Genomic DNA, 17,775 nt, shown 5'->3' with positions numbered 1-17,775 from the left:
GGGCTTTTTACAGCCCTTTAACATACTTAATACCCGCTACGTAATGCAACCAGACTACTCTTGATATTCGAAAATTGATTGGTGCAATTAATACCATTACAGGCGCTACAACAACGGCATACACCCAGCCATCCGGGTCATTTGCCAGGTGAAAAAGCAGAAAACCCAGCACCAGCGCTACCCCGCCCGAAACGGCGTAGCTTACGTACATAGCCCCAATGAAGTAGCCTGGTTCAATTTCGTAGCGAAGCCCACAGTGAGGACATAATTCGTACATCTCGTCGAATCCTCCGGGCGAGTAAAACGGCTTTTTAAAAATTTTGCCTTGTCTACATCTGGGACATAGCCCGTTTAACGCGGCCTGCAATTTCGAGACGTTTTCCATGCTCACGTTTACTTTGCCGGTACCAGAAATACCCGATAGATGCAACAATAAGGTAAGGTGCAACTAATAAATACAGAATACCCAGATTCAAGTCGGAAGCAATTATGCTTCGGCCATTACTGACCGTACTTTCGACCGTTCCCCGGCACATAGCACACTGGGCAAACAAGTCTGGCGCAACGGTTATTAAAACAACTATTATCAACAACACTTTCCAGGTCCTCATAACAGCTTCGGCTTAATGGATGTAGTAAGGCTTAATTAGTAGATAAACAATCACCCCGGTAATACTGACGTATAGCCAGATAGGAAACGCATACTTTACAGTCTGCTTATGCTTACTGATTTGGCCGCTTAGGGCAAAATAAACCGCCCGCAAAACAAACCAGACCACCACTACCGACAGGACAATATGTGACACCAAAAGAAAATAATACACGGGGCGAATCCATCCCTGCCCGCCAAAAGGAGTCGATTCATTGGTTAAATGATAAAGCACATAACTGACTAAAAACAACGAACCTAATGTAAAAGCAGCCAGCATAGTGCGCTTGTGAGCTATCACATTTTTCTGTCTGATATAATAGAGTCCCATCAGCAGCAGAACTGATGTCAGCGAATTGATAGTGCCATTAATGTGAGGCAAATAGGTTGTCCATGCACCCAGGTCAACTTTTTGCCGGATACCCAGCAGCACTGCCACTGCAACAGGAATAGCAATTGACAGGACATTGATAACCCGGCTGGCTTTATGTCCCTGAACAGGTGATTGAAGCGTTTTCATAGCGAGTGGGTTGCTAATCAACGTTTTAGGCTTCCGGGTTAGCAACTACCCAAGAAGTATACATGGTGTAAACGCCAGAGCGCTACCTTATTTCTTTACTATAGATATCTATAAGCACCCGAATTTCGAGCACTAAACGGTCGACATCTTCCTTATTTGTCCCATCGTAAAACCCTCTAACAATACCGTCTTTGTCTACTAATACCAACTTTTCACTGTGGATAAAAGTTTCGTCGGGTTTGCCTTCTTTCACACCTGCATCCACGGTTGGCAGGTAATATCCGTGCATCGCCAGGTCGTAAATAGTGGCTTTGCTACCGGTCAGAAAGTACCATTTCCCCGGAATAGCTTCATATTTCCGGGAATAGGCTTTCAGTTGCGCTGGTTGGTCGTGCTCGGGGTCGACTGTGTGCGACAGGAAAATCAGGTCAGGATTGTTCCGAAAAATGTCCTGCACCCGCGTTAGTTGTGACGAAATACGTGGGCAAATGGTGATGCAACGGGTAAAGAAGAAGTCAGCCACGTAAATCTTATTTTTTACAATGGCCTGATTAACTGTTTTGCCGTCCTGGTCAATCAGGCTGAACGGTGGAATGTGATTATAAATTGTATCGGTTAGTTCGCGGCCATCCGGCAACGTAACTTTACCCATCAACGGTTCACCTTTCGTGGAGTCGATTTTAGGCAGATAACGCGGCAGAACGTAGTGGTTCTGCGTTCCAAACCTGAGAAATAGATACAGCAAAGCCGGGACCAGCAGCGTAGTGAGCAGAATCCCGGCTTTTCGAGTGGCCGTCATGGATTAACGTAATTCAAAAATTGAACCGCCTTCGGTCAGTAATGCAAGGAGTAACCAGACAATAAAAATGACAGGGAGCACAATAGCCCAAATCAGGCTTTTAACTTCATGCTTCAGGTGCATGAATTCGCCAACGATGTAAAACGCCTTTACCAGGGTCATTATCACAAATATCGACGTTCTGAAGCCGCCAGCCTTCATAAAGTAAGCCAGCGTGAATTCAAAGGCAGTAATGACGGAGAGAATAACAAAAGTCCGCCAGATGATGCCTGTATTTGCGGGTGGAATTTCGCCAGCCTCATGTGTTCCGTGTGTATGATCAGACATAGTGAAAAATGATTAAACCAGATAGAAGAATGTAAAGACAAATACCCAGACGAGGTCGACAAAGTGCCAGTATAAACCTACTTTCTCAACCATCTCATAATGACCCCGGCGGTCATATAATCCCGTAGCTGACCGATAGAAAATCAGAATATTAAGGACTACGCCACTAAATACGTGTGTTCCATGGAAGCCCGTAATAAAGAAAAACAAATCCGCAAAGGCAGGTGGGCCATATTGATTCTCCACTAAATTAGCCCCAAAAATAGTGCGCTGAATGGTCTGCCCGTTCACTAACTCGCTGATTGTTGTGCCCGTTTCAGTGCCATGAATAAAGTGACTCCATTCCCACGCCTGACTACCTAAAAACGTGAGTCCACCCAAAATAGTCCAGAGCATGTATTTTTCAACATCGGCCCGGTCCATACGGTGGCCAGCCTCAACAGCTAACACCATTGTAACGCTACTGAAGATAAGGATAAACGTCATGATGCCGACGAAAATCAGCGGCAGGTCAAGCCCATGCAGAAAGGGCAACGAGTTGTAGACTTTCTCAGGAGTTGGCCAGTAGAGATTGGAGAATTTGAATACTTCACCGTAAATGGCCGGGTCCCAGGCGGGGTAGCTGTACCGAATCAGACCGTAGGTTACCAGCAAGGCTGAGAACGTAAACGTATCAGAAATCAGGAAGAACCACATCATCAGTTTGCCGTAGCTCACCTTCATAGGCGAGACACCACCCATCCAGGTTTTCTTGTCGAACGCTTGGTCCGATTCGGTGGTTAGGGTATCGTGTGTTACAGTAGCCGCCATGCGTCTAAGAGATTATCAATGAAAATACACTAAAAATAGAAACAAATACAACCACAAAATGTCTAAAAAATGCCAGTATGTAGCGGCAATCTCAATCTGATTCAGGCTTGTGGCATGAATTTTAAGCCGAAAAGCAGCAATCAGGGCAACAACCAGGACAACCAGGCCAGAGATCAGGTGAAATCCGTGCAGGCCCGTGAAAATGTACATGAATGAACCGGCAGGGTTGCCAACAAAAAATACATTTTGGTTCACTAAAGCTACCCAACCCTGGAACTGCATGTATAAAAAAATCATGCCGAGCACAAAAGTAACAGTTATCGCAATTCTCAAACTGCCAAAGTTGTCTTTTTTTGCACCCAGATACGCCCAGTGCATCGTCAGGCTACTCACTATCAATACAATCGAGCTATAACTGAAAATGGGCGGAATGTCATACTCTAACCAGTTACCCTCGGCCCGCCGGACTAAATAGGCACTGGTCATGGCTGCAAAGAGCATGATGATGCTTACAATGAACAACCATAAAATGAATTTACGGGGGTTCATTGAGAGCGTTTCCTGCGGCTCTTCGATAATTGATATATCATTTATTACGTCACTCATGATTTGTTGTTATACTTTATCCAAGAGGTAAACAATCTGTACAATTGGCAAATAAAGCAGCGAGCCAAACATCATTTGCAAAGCGGCTTTATCGGTACAGGTTCTCATTAAGTGAAACGTTTGGGCCAGAAACAAGATTCCGCCAAGCATAGCTACCAGGGCAGAATTAATGCCCGTCATACCAAGCAGATAGGGTAGCCAACCCACTGGAATCAAAAACAGTGTATAAAGCATGATGCGGAAGGCTGTTTCGGTCGTTTTACCGCTCCCCGGCATCATTTGAATCCCTGCTTTTTTGTACTCATCGAAAGCCAGCCAGCCAATGGCCCAAAAATGCGGAAATTGCCAGAAAAACTGAATAGCAAACAAAATACCAGGTGCCCAGCCAAAGTGGTTGGTAGCGGCTACCCAGCCAATCATCGGCGGAAAAGCTCCTGGAAGAGCACCTACAAATACGGCAATTTGGCCTTTGCGTTTCAGTGGCGTATACACAAAGCCATACAGCAACAACGATAAAACAGCCAGGGCAGCGGCTCGTAGGTTAAAGAATTCAACATAAAGAAAACAGGCAACACTAAATTGGATAAACGCAAAGGTTGCAGCTTCACGAACTGTCAGCCGCCCTGTTGGCAAGGGCCGGGAAGCCGTTCGCTTCATTACTTTATCTGAATCTTTTTCAATAATCTGGTTAATGATATTGGCAGCACCCGTCATGCAGATAGAAGCAATAATCAGCACGGCCAGTTTCCACCAGCTAATCTGGTCAACGGCAAGACAATAACCAAATACGCCAGAAAAAACGACCGCCAGTGTAAGTTTCAATTTTACCAACTCAATATAGGCTTTTGCTTTTATGTTAAGCCCACTGAGTGCTACTATTTTTTCCATACTAAATTTCTACAAATTGGGACGCTTTTGTCGTCCAGTTAAGCCTGCCTATTCCTGTCGACACCATCAGCAGGGCCACAAATTGTAAGCCAATCATCAGGATAGCCAGCAACAGGTGAATGGGTTGAGCGATGGCAGGAACGCTTAGATAAGCCATTATAACCCCGGTTGCTACCTCAAGCAGTGTAATTACCAGCAGACATCCTGATATCCACCTTAGCCAGCCCGTTCGATTTGCATTACGAAGCTGGTAAATCACAACTAAATGAAAAGCTAATACGACCAGTGAAAACGAACGATGGACATAAAAACGCCAGTCTAAGCTGCCAATCCAGTTCTCACGCTGATTATAGCCAATTCGCTTTACCACTGTGTCGAGTGCATCCCGAACCTGCGCTCCCAGCACAATTTGCCCAAGCGTTAAAGCCATAATGGCTACCAGCAGCCAGCGTAGTTTTTCACTTCCTGTAGCTGGTTGGTTGTTGAGCCACTGCCCTGTAGTGGAACGCACTAAAACGAACAGCAATGCCAGAACAACCAGAATTGCCAATAGAAGATGCAGCGTAATCATGTACTGGGCGAGTTCGGTAGCAACTACCCGCGAACCAAGCCAGCCATTTGCACCAATGAGCAGAAAAGCAACAAGGCTCCCCCAAACAATTGCCTTATCTTTTTTCCAATACGAAAAAGAGGTCAGCAGCGTAGTGAAAACGAAAAACCCAGATAACACGCCTAACAAACGATTGACGTATTCTATCCAGGTTTTTACGGCGTTGAACTCAACTTCCCCTTTCAGTTTAGCCCCGTAAATTTTCTGGTAGTTTGCCGGTAGCTGCGCTAACTCAGTGGGAGGAATCCAGCGGCCAAAGCATCTTGGCCAATCAGGACAGCCCATTCCAGAGCCGCTGCTTCTGACAATACCTCCCGCTAAAATAAGTAGGTAGACAATAATTACTGTCAGATAGGCAAGGCTCTGGAATCGCTGTTGCGGTTTATTAATGAGGCTGTTTGAACTGGTCATTCAGGTTTTGTGCCTCAATCTCTTTTTCCAGGCCAATCAACTCATTCTCATGAGGCAGATTGGATTCTGGTGTTTGGGAATAAGGTACATTTTGAGGAATGAAATCATCCTTCGCACCTGGCTTGCTATAATCGTAAGGCCAGCGGTAAACAGGCGGAATTTCGCCAACCCAGTTACCATGCCCCGGACTTATGGGCGCCGTCCACTCTAACGTATTCGACTTCCACGGGTTTTGTGGAGATTTACGGCCCTTAATCAGGCTATGTACGAAGTTATAGATGAATATCCACTGCGCCGTAAAGGTGAAAATGGCCGCCAAACTGATGAAGGCATTCATATCAGCGAAGATATTCTTAGTGAAGTCATAGCTGGTAAACGCATAATATCGGCGTGGGAAGCCGGCAATGCCAATGTAGTGCATCGGGAAAAATACCAGATAGATACCAATAAAGGTTAGCCAAAAGTGGATGTAGCCAAGCTTTTCGTTCATAAGTCGGCCAAACATTTTCGGGAACCAGTGGTATACACCTGCTAACAGACCAAATGCCGATGCAGCACCCATTACCAGGTGAAAGTGAGCAACCACAAAATAGGTGTCATGCAGTTGAATATCTAAAGCCGAATTACCCAAAATCAGGCCCGTTAGACCGCCCGAAATAAAGAAGGATACCAGGCCAATAGAGAACAACATAGCGGGCGTAAAACGAATATTCCCGCGCCACAGGGTTGTAATGTAGTTAAACGCTTTCACCGCCGATGGAACAGCGATAATTAACGTCAGGAACATGAATATTGACCCCAGGAATGGGTTCATTCCCGTCACAAACATGTGGTGCGCCCACACAATGAACGCAAGGAAGGCAATACCCATCATCGACGCAATCATGGCACGATAGCCAAAAATCGGCTTACGGGCATTGGTTGCGATGATTTCTGAAGTCATTCCCAAGGCGGGTAGCAATACGATATACACCTCTGGGTGACCCAAAAACCAAAACAAGTGCTGAAACAAAATCGGGCTACCGCCTACATTTGGTAAAGCCTCACCTTTGATATAAATTTCAGACAAATAGAAACTGGTGCCGAAACTCCGGTCGAAAATGAGCAGCAACGCGGCCGATAATAGCACCGGAAATGAAATCAGACCAAGTACGGCAGTCAGGAAGAACGCCCAGATTGTCAATGGTAGTTTGCTAAACGACATACCGCGTGTCCGAAGGTTGACTACGGTTGTGATATAGTTAATACCCCCCAGCAACTGCGATACTATAAACAAGGCCATACTGAGCAACCACAACGTCATTCCAAATTCTGAACCTTTATGTGCCTGTGGCAGCGCACTTAACGGCGGGTAAATTACCCAACCTCCCGAAGCTGGGCCCGTTTCAATAAATAACGACCCCAACATGAGCATACTGGCAACGAAGAAGAACCAGTAGGACAGCATATTCAGAAAGCCAGATGCCATGTCACGAGCACCGACTTGCAGAGGAATCAGGAAGTTAGAGAAGGTGCCGCTTAAACCAGCCGTTAGCACGAAAAACACCATAATGGTTCCGTGCATGGTTACTAAAGCCAGATAAAAATCGGGGTCGAGTTTATCCGTTTCGTTTATCCATCCACCCAGAATAGGGCGTAGAAAACCTAACTTCATATTAGGAAATCCTAACTGAAGCCGAAACATTACTGATAAGCTGATTCCAATAATCGACCAGATAATACCTGATATTAAGTATTGCTTGGCAATCGTTTTATGGTCTTCCGAGAAGATATACTTGCGCCAAAAACTTTGCGGCTCGTGGTGTTCATGCTCTGCTTCATGAGCCACAATTGCCGGGTTAGCTGATACAGTCGCCATTGTATGTAGTTTGTTGTAAGTTTAGATTTAAGGATTGCTGGCTACTGATATACCAACAGCAGGCAATTTAGAGGCCGTTGAACTATCTGCAGGAGCAGTTGCAGCGTCAGCAGGCAGATACTTAGCCGCTTTCGCCTTTAAATTTGCCGGAATACGGGTAGCTAGCTCCGGTGTCGATGTCAACAAAGGTTTCTGCTCTTTCGACCAGGCTAACCAGGACGCTTCATCTTCAACAATCAGGCGTATCCGCATGGAAAAGTGGCCCTGTCCACAAACTTCTGTACAGGCAATCTCGTAACCAAAATTTGGATTGCCTGTGATGTTCCGCATTTCATCCGTTGTCTTATCGGCCATGAACTGGAAACGAGTGGGCATACCCGGTACTGCATCCATTTTCACTCGAAGGTGAGGAATGAACACGCTGTGCAGTACGTCACGAGCACGGATTTTCAGCAGAATAGGCTTATTAACGGGTATATGTAGTTCCGATGTTGAGGTAAAATCATCAAATGAAGCTTCATCTGTATAATCAATTCCTGTATCGTTATTGTTGTCAATAAGTTTGTAATTAAACGCACCCAGCTTGTTATTATCGACGCCCGGATAGCGTATAATCCAGTTAAACTGCTTTCCAACAATCTCAAAAACCTGTGCATTTTCAGGAGCTTCGGCCATTATGTCGCGCCATTCGCGCCAACCCGTAAACACCATCACCGCCATAACGACTGCCGGAACGACCGTCCAGATCAATTCTAACTTATGGTTTTCCGGGTAATAAGCTGCCTTACGGCCCTCCTTATGCTGATAAAGCCAGGCGAAAACAAACAACAAAGCGTTCGTGATAACAAAAGCCAGTGTAATAATGCCCATGGAAAGCCAGAAGAGAAAATCCGTCCGGCGACCGTGTGGCGAAGAGGCTTCAGGCAGGAAGAACTGCTTTGCATAGATGAATGACCAGACAGCGGCAATCAAACCAACCACGAAGAAAACCACGAATAGAACACCGTTAATCCGGTTGCTCATCCCGATACGGCCCTCTTCAACCGGGCCACCTGCGTTCTTCGCAACGGTAGCCATCCGGGAGACAACTAATGCGGCCAGGCCCAGAAATAGTGCTGCCAACAAAGCGATTATATAAACCATTGTTCTGTACGGGTTAATGAATTAAATATCGTGGTGCAGTGTCTCCTCCAGCATCGGGTGATTCTTTGGAATCAAATTAGCTTTCGTCAACTGTGAATAGACAGACCAGATAAAACCACAGGCAAAAATCAGAATCATACCAAACTCCATCGGACCAAAACCACCATGCTCACCGACAGTTCCGGGCATAATGTTTACGTAAAAATCAAAGTAATGACCAATGATTATACACCAGGCCGCTACCTTCAGAATAATGTGCGTCCGTTTTGCATCTCTGGTCATCAGGATCAGGAATGGGAAAACGAAACACAACAATAAATTAACAAAAAATGGGGCTTTATAAATCCCGCCAAATCCACTAAAACGCTCGCGATAGTAGATAGTTTCTTCGGGTAAGTTGGCGTAGTAAATGAGCATAAACTGGGCAAACCACACATACGTCCAGAAAATAGTAAAGGCGAACATGAATTTACCGAGGTCGTGAAGATGACTTTCGTTAACCCACTGCATATAGCCACGTTCTTTTAAGGTAACAACGGTGAGGGTAATGATTGCCAGACCCGTTACGTGCCAGCTTGCCAGCGTATACCAGCCAAACATGGTGCTAAACCAGTGTGTGTCAATGGACATGACGAAATCCCAGGCCGATGTTGAGGAGGTTACGCCAAATATTAATAAAAATGCGGTACCGAATTTAATGCTTTTGTCATAGTACTCGGTGCCGCCATGTAAGTCTTCCTGTAACGAGAAGTTCCGTAGCACACGCCAGAGCATGTACCACAGAACAAAATACAGAATGATACGGGTCAGGTAAAACGGCGTATTCAGAAATCCCGATTTACCAGCGATAATTGGGTCGTATTCGGGACCACCTTTAACATATAGACCGGGATTTGTCCAGTGAAAAAGGTCATGACCCGCGATAAAAAACACAGCCACCATAATAATTCCCATAAAGGGCAAATAAGCAGGTAGCGCTTCTGAAACGCGTTTAAAGGCAACAGACCAGCCAGCCTGCGCCAGATAGTTGTAGGACATAAAAAACATGCCGATAACTGACGCGCCTGTGAAATAAATTGCATTAAGCCAAACGTTCGCCCACAAGCGGTTTGTCCACTTATATTCATGATGCCCAGCCCCATGTGCTTCCTGAGCGCCAGCGCCATGAGCCACCGCGTGCGTTTCATGCGAACCAGCACCCGATGCCAACAGAAAAGCACCAATGGCTACCAGAACAATCCCAGCCCCAATGCCAATCAGCAGGTTACGCTTGGATTCCGCAGTAAATTCAAATTCTTCGTCTAAGGACGTTATTGCGTGAGCCGATGCCATTCTTATTTATAGAGTTAGTAGTGAGAGCCAGTAAAGAAACAAGTGAAGACTCGTTTCCCGTTACCAACCAATCACTTCCTTATTAATTTATCCTTGTTGAAGTTTATGCACATACTGGACAATTTTCCACCGGTCCTCGGGTGTCACTTGCGATCCATGTGGCCACATCCGTCCTTTGCCATGCGTAATCACATGGAAAATATGGCCATCGTTCATGGTTTTATAGGCATCGGCGGAATAGCTTGGAACCCCTTTGTATTCTTTTCCTACCAGTCCGTCGCCTTTGCCACCCTCACCATGACAATGGCTACAGTAACGCGTGTAGAGTATTTTGCCTTCAGCCAGCGACTGCTCGGTCTCTGGAATTGGGTTGGTTAAAACCCGCTCAGCGATTCCGATGCTATCGGCCGGGATATTATACTGCATCAGGTCGGTCTTCGCGTTGCTACCTTCGCCAAATTTTGTATGGTAGTTTGGCCGTGAAACTGTGCCACGAGCCGGAAGACGCATATTCAAGCCTTTTTCGGCAACGTTTATTGTATTAGGCCGCACCTGACGATAAGGTTCATACCCTACAGGACGATACATTTGCGGGGCATACTCTACGCCGGTACTATCGTGGCCTTTTTTACAGGACGTTCCTGTTAACAAAAGACCAATAATAGCCAATGCTGTTACGCTCGTATGTTTAGTAATCATTCTTGGTCCGAACATTAGAACTGCTTAACATTTACTTCAGCAGCACCTGATCTTTTCAGAATCTGCTCAATATCAATCTCGCCGATGTTGTTTTTGCTCAGGTCAATAGCCATCGCAAATTTGTTGTCGGTTGTTCTGAGGTCATACATCAGAGGCTTTACTGTTGGTCCCATTCCGTTTGAAACAAGAAATGTAGCGACCATACCCAACGCACAAAAAAGAACAGTCAGCTCAAATATAATGGGAACGTAAACAATCAGCGAGTATGAATCTTTACCACCCACAATCATTGGCCAGTCATACCCCTCCATGTAATAGGTTATAGCAAGAGCCGTTAAGGTACCAGATAGAGCGAACATAAAAGCTGCAATGCCCAACCGACTGCGTGGATGGCCCAGGGCAATATCTAACCCGTGAATCGGAAATGGCGTATAGACTTCGTGAATCCGAACGCCTGCTTTTTTTACATCTTTAACGGCATTCAATACTACGTCGTCATCATCATAGATGCCAACTAAGAATTTACCGTTACCAGTTACGTCTGACATACTTTTGCTGTTTCAAGTTTCAGATTTCAAATTCCACACAACGAAGTGGAACCTGAACAAGTGACCTATTTTGATTCTACGTCTTTATTGAACGTTGGATTAGCAACACGCTCGCCTTTGGCAACGCCAGATACTGAAACAGGAAGCTTCTCCGACGACGACTTAATAATCGCTTTCACTTCGGCCATATTCACCACCGGCAGAAACTTCGAGAACAACAGGAACAGGGTGAAAAAGAACCCAAACGAGAAAATGTAATCGCTAATGTCGAACAGCGTTGGGTGAAACATGGCCCAGCTCGATGGTAGGTAATCGCGATGAAGCGAGGTTACGATAATCACGAACCGCTCAAACCACATACCAATGTTTACAATAACCGACAACACGAACGTCCAGACGATACTCCGACGAATAGCCCGCGACCAAAAAAGTTGCGGAGTAATTACGTTACAGGTCATCATTGCCCAGTAGGCCCACCAATAAGGCCCGGTTGCCCGGTTGATAAAGGCGTAACTTTCAAACTCAACGCCTGAATACCAGGCAATAAAGAACTCGGTCAGGTACGCTACACCGACAATAGAGCCGGTCAGCGTAATCACTTTGTTCATTGACTCAATGTGCTCGATGGTGATGTAATCTTCGAGTTTAAATACGACCCGGATAATCAGAACTAAGTTTTGCACCATGGCGAAGCCGGAGAAAATGGCACCAGCCACGAAGTAGGGAGGGAAAATAGTTGTGTGCCAGCCTGGAATGACCGACGTAGCAAAGTCCATACTTACAATCGTATGTACTGAAAGGACAAGCGGAGTAGATAAACCAGCGAGAATCAAACTCATGTATTCATACCGCGCCCAGGTTTTAGCCGACCCATTCCAGCCCATCGCAAACGCACCGTAGATGTAACGTGATACTTTGCTCCGCGCCCGGTCACGAATCGTAGCCAGGTCAGGGATAAGACCCATGTACCAGAACACCAGCGATACAGTGAAATACGTACTGATGGCAAATACGTCCCAAACAAGCGGAGACTTAAAGTTTACCCAGAGTGACCCAAACGTATTCGGAAGCGGCAATGCCCAGTAGGCCAGCCAGGGGCGGCCCATGTGCATCAGAATAAAACTGGCCGCACATAATACAGCGAAAATGGTCATGGCCTCAGCCGCCCGGTTAACCGCCGTCCGCCATTTCTGACGGAACAGAAGAAGGATGGCCGAGATAAGCGTACCGGCGTGACCAATACCGACCCACCAAACGAAGTTAGTAATATCCCACGCCCAGCCAACGGTTTTGTTCAATCCCCAAACACCCAGCCCTTCCCACCAGGTCCAGAACACACAGGCGGTTCCGTAGATGAGCACAACCACCGCAATGGTGAAGGCAATAGTCCACTCGCGAGTGGGAGCACCTTCAACCTGTCTGCTAATATCCTCCGTCACGTCGGCGTAGGTTTTGCCACCGGTAACAAGGGGAGTTCTTACGGCTGATGTAACATGCGACATATATCTTACTTATTTACGATGTATGATTTATGATATACGAGTTACGAAATGTTTGCCTTATTGTTTAAACAAATCAGGCATTGACTTTCATAACCCATAGTAAATTTAAGCTTGTGACTCCTGAACTGCGTTTTGATTCTGCTTCGGCTCTTCGTCCTTGTTGCGAATTTTGGTCAGGTACGAGATTTGCGGTCTCACGTTGATTTCTTCCAGTACGTGAAAAGCACGACCTTCCTGTTCCGACGTTGTCAACTTACTAACCGTACTTTCAGGATTATTCAAATCGCCGAAAATAATAGCGTTGGTTGGACAAGCCTGCGAACAGGCCGTCTGTACTTCATCAGGCTCTAACCGACGACGTTCTTTCTTGGCTGTCAGCTTACTTTCCTGAATCCGCTGTACGCAGAACGAACATTTTTCAATTACCCCACGCGACCGAACCGTTACATCCGGGTTAATGACCATCTTGCCAAGGTCATTATTGAAGTGATAATCGTAATTATCGTTGTCATGGTATTTGAACCAGTTAAACCGGCGCACTTTATACGGACAGTTGTTCGCGCAATAACGGGTGCCAACGCAACGATTATAGGTCATCTGGTTCAGTCCCTCCGTGCTGTGAGTTGTAGCCAATACCGGGCAAACCGTTTCGCACGGGGCATTGCTGCAATGCTGGCAAAGCATCGGCTGGAACGTTACTTCTGGATTAGCCGAAGCTACTTCCATAGCTGAATAGTCCTCGGCTTCGCCGTCGCTGCTGTAGTAGCGGTCAATCCGCATCCAATGCATCTCGCGCCGGTTGATGACTTCCTGGCGACCAACCACCTGAATGTTGTTTTCAGCGTTACAGGCGACAATACACGTTCCGCAGCCGATGCAGGAGTTGAGGTCTATGACCATTCCCCACGAGTGATTCGGCTTGCCATAACCGTTCCAGAGTGTAATATCGGTCGGGTCAGTTGGGCCTACAGACGTTTGTACTTTAGGCTCGTAGCGACCTGCTTTCGGATTCTTCTGATAGGAAGCTAACCGGGCTTCCTGCAACACAGCCCGCCGGCCCATTACGGTGTCGTGCGTCTGTGTTTGAGCAATTTCGCGTGTGCCACTTGCTTTCTCCACTTTCGCATTCATTGCTGAGTAGGTAGCATAGCCACCCATAAGGCTCACAAATGGGAACGCATTCTTACCCACGCCATTTGCCGATTTACCCGCTTTCTCCCGACCGTAGCCGATTGCTACCGATACGGTATTGTCAGCCTGACCCGGCTGAATGAGTATGGGCAATTCCATCGACTTACCATTCACTGAAACCGTCACCAAATCATTTTGAGCAAGGCCCATGTCTTTGGCAGTTTTCTGTGAAATGGCCGCGTAGTTATCCCAGCAAGCTTTCGTAACGGGGTCAGGCAACTCCTGCAACCACGGGTTATTAGCCATCGCACCCGTTCCTAAACCAACTTTTTCGTACAGAGCCAGTTCCATACCAGTAGTTGGCTTATACCGTTGAGCAATACTCGCAGACGCCTGCGCGACATTACCAGCGAAGGCAGCACCTCCAGCAACAGCTTGCCCAGCGTTCGGCTCAAACACGCCATCGTTCAGGCATTTTATCCAAAAGGCATCGAACGAATCAAAGCCCGACGCTTTCGGATATTGCGTTGTCCGCCAATGGTTTTTCAGGTATGCTTGAAAATCGTTTGGCTTGCCCATCCACGTTAGCAAACTCGACTGAAACTGGCGCGTTTTGAAGATGGGGGTAATAGCGGGTTGAGTCAGGCTATAAAAGCCCTGTTTAGGCTCAGCATCATCCCAGCACTCTAAATAATGCGGTGCCGGAGCGATGTATTTTGATAATGAAGCCGTTTCATCAGCTCGGTCAGCAAAGGAAACCGACAGAGCGATTTTCGGCAATGCTTCAGCCAGTTCAGCACCACGGGGATGGTCGTAAACCGGATTAGAACAGAAAAACAGAACAGCCCCAACCTGACCCGCTTTGGCTTCGTTGATAAATGCGTTCATCTGCTGGTCATTACCCTGACGGTAATTGACTGGCGTGTTCATATCAATTGTTGTCCCGTAGCTACCCAACAGATTGTTCAGTGCATTAACCACAATCTGTACGTTCGGATCGTTAGAACCCGAAACAACCAGCGCCTTACCACGTGAATTGGCTAAGTCAGTAGCTGCTTTATCTAAATGAGCTACCGTAATTGATGGCGTACTAACAGCAGCGCCACCTAATTTTGCCGCTACCTTATTATAGAGTGCAGTCACAATTAAACCTTCCTGCGAAGGCTTAATCGGCGTTCGATAGTCAGCATTGGAACCCGTCATCGAAAGCCCTGTCTCAAATTGATAATGCCGCGACATAGTTTTCTTACCACCGCCAATGGCGCCAATTTTACGACCCTTTGCATAAGGCCCCATGTACTCGATAGGTGCTATCCACGTACCCAGAAAATCAGCGTTGACGCTAACAATGGTTTGTGCCTTGCTGAAATCATAGGATGGGATAACCGCCTTACCAAACGAGGCCTGATTCGCCTGCACCAGTCCAAAAACTGAGTTGGCATCGTATGTAATGTGGCGGGCAGTTGGATATTTCGCAATGAACTCAGCAACAACTGCTTTGGTGGCCGGGCTAAGTATAGTTGATGTAATGATACGGATGCCTTTTCCTGCGGCCGAATTCAGTTGATTAATGATCTCCCGGTCAGCAGTGGCCCAGTCAATATCCTTATCTCCCCGTTTTGGGCCTTTTAGTTTGTCAATATCGTACAGCGACAATACCGATGCCTGAGAACGGGCGGTTGTTCCACCTTTCGATACACTCGACGACGGATTGCCTTCTATTTTAATGGGCCGACCTTCACGAGTCTCTACCAGAATAGCTACATAATCGCCCCCTTCGCTATAGGTAGACGCGTAATAATCTGAAATAGAGGGGAATGTAAATTCCGGCTTATTGATATACGGAATAGCTTTATGGACGGGCGTTTCGCAGGCAGCCAGGGATACAGCAGCCATGCCAAAGCCCATTACTTTCAAAAAGTCACGGCGTTGGGTATTCGAACCACCGAGCAGACCTTCGAGGTCATTCGAGGATTCGCTCAGGTTAGGGATAGCAAACTCGCTATTGGCGTTCTTTACAAACGTAGCGTCGTTGCGTAACTCCTCAACCCCTTTCCAATACCGTTTAGATGTATTTTCCATGCGTGGTCTTTGTAAATGAATAATGTAGAATGAATAATAAACCGCCGGGCGGCCCCGAATGAATTAATTGCTCTCGCAGAAACTCATCATACATTCGGGGCTGCCCGCCTGGCGATTCAGTATTCATTAGTTAATAGTGACATTTAGAACATTCCAGACCGCCGATGTTGGCAACTTTGAGCGGTTCTTTGTTTTCTTTCCGGTGAAGCGCGACGAGTTTGTCGTAATAGGCGTTATCCTTGGTATTGACATCAGTACGACGGTGACAGTCGATACACCAACCCATCGTCAGCGATGCCCGCTGCTCCACAACTTCCATCTTCTCGATTTCGCCGTGGCAGGTCTGGCACTGAACATTACCCACGTTTACGTGCTGTGCGTGGTTGAAGTACGCCAAATCGGGCAGGTTGTGAACCCGAATCCACTCAATCGGTTGATTATTTTCGATGGCGGTATAAATCTTTTGAATCTCCGGCGATTCCTTTTTAATAACGCCGTGGCAATTCATGCAAATGTTAGCCGCTGGAATGGTGGCGTTTTTCCCTTTATTAACCCCTGTATGGCAGTAGTTACAGTCAATTTTGTATTGACCAGCGTGCAGCTTGTGCGAGTAGGCAATGGGTTGTTTGGGCGCGTAACCCTGTTGAACACCTACGCTATAGGCTCCATCGAGTGTCTCTTTGGTAGCAACTAAGATAAATAACCAGATGACGATTGACCGGAGCGTTGAGTTATTGAACGCATTTGACAAACCCGTTTTAAGCCGTTGGCCGAGCGGAGCAGCGGTTACAGTTCCGTCAGCCGCCATTACAGGCGTAACTGCCTTCGACAGAATCGTTACGATAACCAGCAAAACGCCCAGCACCAACAGCATAACTACCAGCAAGGCAACCAGTACGACAGTAAATAACTCTGATGGACCGGAAGTAGCAGTACCTCCGGAGGCTGGTGTTTGGCCCCCACCGGCAGGTGCTACAGCAGCCTGAGCCGGTTTACTGGCCTGGTCGATGTAGGCCAGAATACCATCGATGTCGGCATCCGACAAATTTTGGTAAGGCGGCATCTGCACTTTGCCGTTAGCGTTGAACACCTGGTTCGCATAGGCATCGCCGGTCGCAATTAACGCCGACGAGTTCTTAATCCATTTGTGCAGCCAATCAACACCCGGCGCTCGCTCCCGAATGCCTCTCAGGCCAGGACCAACAACTTTCTCATCAGTTACTGCATGGCATTGGGCGCAGTTACCAGTAAAGATCGACTTTCCCTTTTCAACATCCCCCCCGGCTGCCGGAGCTGCTGGTGTTGAAGCTTGGCCACCTTGAGCAGTCGCGTCCTGTGCGTTTAGCTGACCTGCGTTCAACAACAAGGTTAACAACAGAGCTAAAGGCCCAAAAAACGTAAACAAGCGACTCATGTTGGGATATGTATTAATTTGCTTGGTTCTCATAACTACTACTGACTTTCATAGGTCCACAAAAGTACGATACGATTGCGGATAGGCAAAAATTGATGTTTAGTTATTTTTAGGCCTTTTTTTTATTTATACATATTCTAATTAAAGAGATGTATCGTTTTTAAATGACTGATAGATAAGCTTTTGCAAAGAGTTGAACATAAAAAAACCACTTAGTTCGTAACCTTTTAAGAGACGAATTAAGTGGTCGATTCGGCTGTCTAAGCCGGTAAATGTGAGGTTCCGAGCGGATTCGAACCGCTGTACGAGGTTTTGCAGACCTCTGCCTAGCCACTCGGCCACGGAACCCTGAAGAATCCGAATACATGACAGGTCCTGCAATCGGGACTGCAAACATACAATTTTATCCGTTACGGCGATAAAGTCATTCTAAAAAAATACCCCCA

Annotated in this window: 16 protein-coding genes and 1 tRNA gene; all 17 read right to left on the bottom strand. The window is 46.7% G+C overall.

What is annotated here, in order from left to right; translation table 11 throughout:
• Window positions 1–7: 7 nt before the first annotated feature.
• The 17 genes from ACYVI1_RS11835 to ACYVI1_RS11755 all read right to left on the bottom strand — a co-directional run bounded on the left by ACYVI1_RS11835 (window position 8) and on the right by ACYVI1_RS11755 (window position 17,677).
• Window positions 8–385, bottom strand: coding sequence for a DUF983 domain-containing protein (locus ACYVI1_RS11835; RefSeq protein WP_460910221.1), 378 nt, complete (start codon window positions 383–385; stop codon window positions 8–10).
• Between the two features lie 238 nt (window positions 386–623).
• On the bottom strand, window positions 624–1,169 hold the full coding sequence (locus ACYVI1_RS11830; RefSeq protein WP_460910218.1) for a DUF420 domain-containing protein: 546 nt from the start codon (window positions 1,167–1,169) through the stop codon (window positions 624–626).
• A gap of 82 nt (window positions 1,170–1,251) precedes the next feature.
• Entirely contained in the window at window positions 1,252–1,968 is a 717-nt protein-coding gene (locus ACYVI1_RS11825; protein ID WP_460910216.1) for an SCO family protein, read from the bottom strand.
• A gap of 3 nt (window positions 1,969–1,971) precedes the next feature.
• Complete coding sequence (locus ACYVI1_RS11820; protein WP_460910214.1) at window positions 1,972–2,295, bottom strand: cytochrome C oxidase subunit IV family protein; 324 nt, start codon at window positions 2,293–2,295, stop codon at window positions 1,972–1,974.
• Between the two features lie 12 nt (window positions 2,296–2,307).
• Entirely contained in the window at window positions 2,308–3,105 is a 798-nt protein-coding gene (locus tag ACYVI1_RS11815) for a cytochrome c oxidase subunit 3 (protein WP_460910212.1), read from the bottom strand.
• 15 nt (window positions 3,106–3,120) lie between these two features.
• On the bottom strand, window positions 3,121–3,711 hold the full coding sequence (locus tag ACYVI1_RS11810; RefSeq protein ID WP_460910209.1) for a cytochrome c oxidase subunit 3: 591 nt from the start codon (window positions 3,709–3,711) through the stop codon (window positions 3,121–3,123).
• A gap of 9 nt (window positions 3,712–3,720) precedes the next feature.
• Window positions 3,721–4,599, bottom strand: a complete 879-nt coding sequence (gene cyoE, locus ACYVI1_RS11805; protein WP_460910207.1) for a heme o synthase — start codon at window positions 4,597–4,599, stop codon at window positions 3,721–3,723.
• Between the two features lies 1 nt (window position 4,600).
• On the bottom strand, window positions 4,601–5,620 hold the full coding sequence (locus tag ACYVI1_RS11800; RefSeq protein WP_460910205.1) for a COX15/CtaA family protein: 1,020 nt from the start codon (window positions 5,618–5,620) through the stop codon (window positions 4,601–4,603).
• Window positions 5,595–7,478 carry a cytochrome c oxidase subunit I gene (locus ACYVI1_RS11795; RefSeq protein WP_460910203.1) on the bottom strand — a complete coding sequence of 628 codons (1,884 nt, stop codon included), beginning with the start codon at window positions 7,476–7,478 and terminating at the stop codon, window positions 5,595–5,597. Before ACYVI1_RS11795 ends, ACYVI1_RS11800 begins: the two co-directional genes overlap by 26 nt.
• A 27-nt stretch (window positions 7,479–7,505) precedes the next feature.
• Window positions 7,506–8,621 (bottom strand): cytochrome c oxidase subunit II, encoded by a 1,116-nt coding sequence (locus ACYVI1_RS11790; protein WP_460910201.1) that lies wholly within the window; start codon window positions 8,619–8,621, stop codon window positions 7,506–7,508.
• 21 nt (window positions 8,622–8,642) lie between these two features.
• A complete protein-coding gene (locus ACYVI1_RS11785; RefSeq protein WP_460910200.1) occupies window positions 8,643–9,953 on the bottom strand; it encodes a quinol:cytochrome C oxidoreductase in 1,311 nt (436 codons plus the stop codon).
• Between the two features lie 87 nt (window positions 9,954–10,040).
• Window positions 10,041–10,652, bottom strand: a complete 612-nt coding sequence (locus tag ACYVI1_RS11780; RefSeq protein ID WP_460910198.1) for a c-type cytochrome — start codon at window positions 10,650–10,652, stop codon at window positions 10,041–10,043.
• Between the two features lie 14 nt (window positions 10,653–10,666).
• Window positions 10,667–11,200: a DUF3341 domain-containing protein gene (locus ACYVI1_RS11775; protein ID WP_460910196.1), complete on the bottom strand. Its 534-nt coding sequence runs from the start codon at window positions 11,198–11,200 to the stop codon at window positions 10,667–10,669.
• Between the two features lie 65 nt (window positions 11,201–11,265).
• Window positions 11,266–12,702, bottom strand: a complete 1,437-nt coding sequence (nrfD, locus tag ACYVI1_RS11770; protein ID WP_460910194.1) for an NrfD/PsrC family molybdoenzyme membrane anchor subunit — start codon at window positions 12,700–12,702, stop codon at window positions 11,266–11,268.
• Window positions 12,703–12,807: 105 nt separating this feature from the next.
• Window positions 12,808–15,915 carry a TAT-variant-translocated molybdopterin oxidoreductase gene (locus ACYVI1_RS11765; protein ID WP_460910192.1) on the bottom strand — a complete coding sequence of 1,036 codons (3,108 nt, stop codon included), beginning with the start codon at window positions 15,913–15,915 and terminating at the stop codon, window positions 12,808–12,810.
• Window positions 15,916–16,045: 130 nt separating this feature from the next.
• Complete coding sequence (locus ACYVI1_RS11760; protein WP_460910190.1) at window positions 16,046–17,329, bottom strand: c-type cytochrome; 1,284 nt, start codon at window positions 17,327–17,329, stop codon at window positions 16,046–16,048.
• Window positions 17,330–17,606: 277 nt separating this feature from the next.
• Window positions 17,607–17,677 (bottom strand) — tRNA-Cys (locus tag ACYVI1_RS11755).
• Between the last annotated feature and the right edge of the window lie 98 nt (window positions 17,678–17,775).

This window comes from Spirosoma areae, assembly GCF_054781775.1.
Note: the sequence above shows the minus strand (reverse complement) of the source record. Positions and strands in the feature narration are given on the sequence as shown.

Excerpts from the sequence above, each read along its gene's own strand:
- ACYVI1_RS11810 (WP_460910209.1), bottom strand. The coding sequence starts at position 3,711 with ATGAGTGACGTAATAAATGATATATCAATTATCGAAGAGCCGCAGGAA.
- nrfD (WP_460910194.1), bottom strand. The coding sequence starts at position 12,702 with ATGTCGCATGTTACATCAGCCGTAAGAACTCCCCTTGTTACCGGTGGC.
- ACYVI1_RS11765 (WP_460910192.1), bottom strand. The coding sequence starts at position 15,915 with ATGGAAAATACATCTAAACGGTATTGGAAAGGGGTTGAGGAGTTACGC.
- cyoE (WP_460910207.1), bottom strand. The coding sequence starts at position 4,599 with ATGGAAAAAATAGTAGCACTCAGTGGGCTTAACATAAAAGCAAAAGCC.
- ACYVI1_RS11800 (WP_460910205.1), bottom strand. The coding sequence starts at position 5,620 with ATGACCAGTTCAAACAGCCTCATTAATAAACCGCAACAGCGATTCCAG.
- ACYVI1_RS11815 (WP_460910212.1), bottom strand. The coding sequence starts at position 3,105 with ATGGCGGCTACTGTAACACACGATACCCTAACCACCGAATCGGACCAA.
- ACYVI1_RS11790 (WP_460910201.1), bottom strand. The coding sequence starts at position 8,621 with ATGGTTTATATAATCGCTTTGTTGGCAGCACTATTTCTGGGCCTGGCC.
- ACYVI1_RS11820 (WP_460910214.1), bottom strand. The coding sequence starts at position 2,295 with ATGTCTGATCATACACACGGAACACATGAGGCTGGCGAAATTCCACCC.
- ACYVI1_RS11835 (WP_460910221.1), bottom strand. The coding sequence starts at position 385 with ATGGAAAACGTCTCGAAATTGCAGGCCGCGTTAAACGGGCTATGTCCC.
- ACYVI1_RS11830 (WP_460910218.1), bottom strand. The coding sequence starts at position 1,169 with ATGAAAACGCTTCAATCACCTGTTCAGGGACATAAAGCCAGCCGGGTT.
- ACYVI1_RS11780 (WP_460910198.1), bottom strand. The coding sequence starts at position 10,652 with ATGATTACTAAACATACGAGCGTAACAGCATTGGCTATTATTGGTCTT.
- ACYVI1_RS11775 (WP_460910196.1), bottom strand. The coding sequence starts at position 11,200 with ATGTCAGACGTAACTGGTAACGGTAAATTCTTAGTTGGCATCTATGAT.
- ACYVI1_RS11785 (WP_460910200.1), bottom strand. The coding sequence starts at position 9,953 with ATGGCATCGGCTCACGCAATAACGTCCTTAGACGAAGAATTTGAATTT.
- ACYVI1_RS11825 (WP_460910216.1), bottom strand. The coding sequence starts at position 1,968 with ATGACGGCCACTCGAAAAGCCGGGATTCTGCTCACTACGCTGCTGGTC.
- ACYVI1_RS11795 (WP_460910203.1), bottom strand. The coding sequence starts at position 7,478 with ATGGCGACTGTATCAGCTAACCCGGCAATTGTGGCTCATGAAGCAGAG.
- ACYVI1_RS11760 (WP_460910190.1), bottom strand. The coding sequence starts at position 17,329 with ATGAGTCGCTTGTTTACGTTTTTTGGGCCTTTAGCTCTGTTGTTAACC.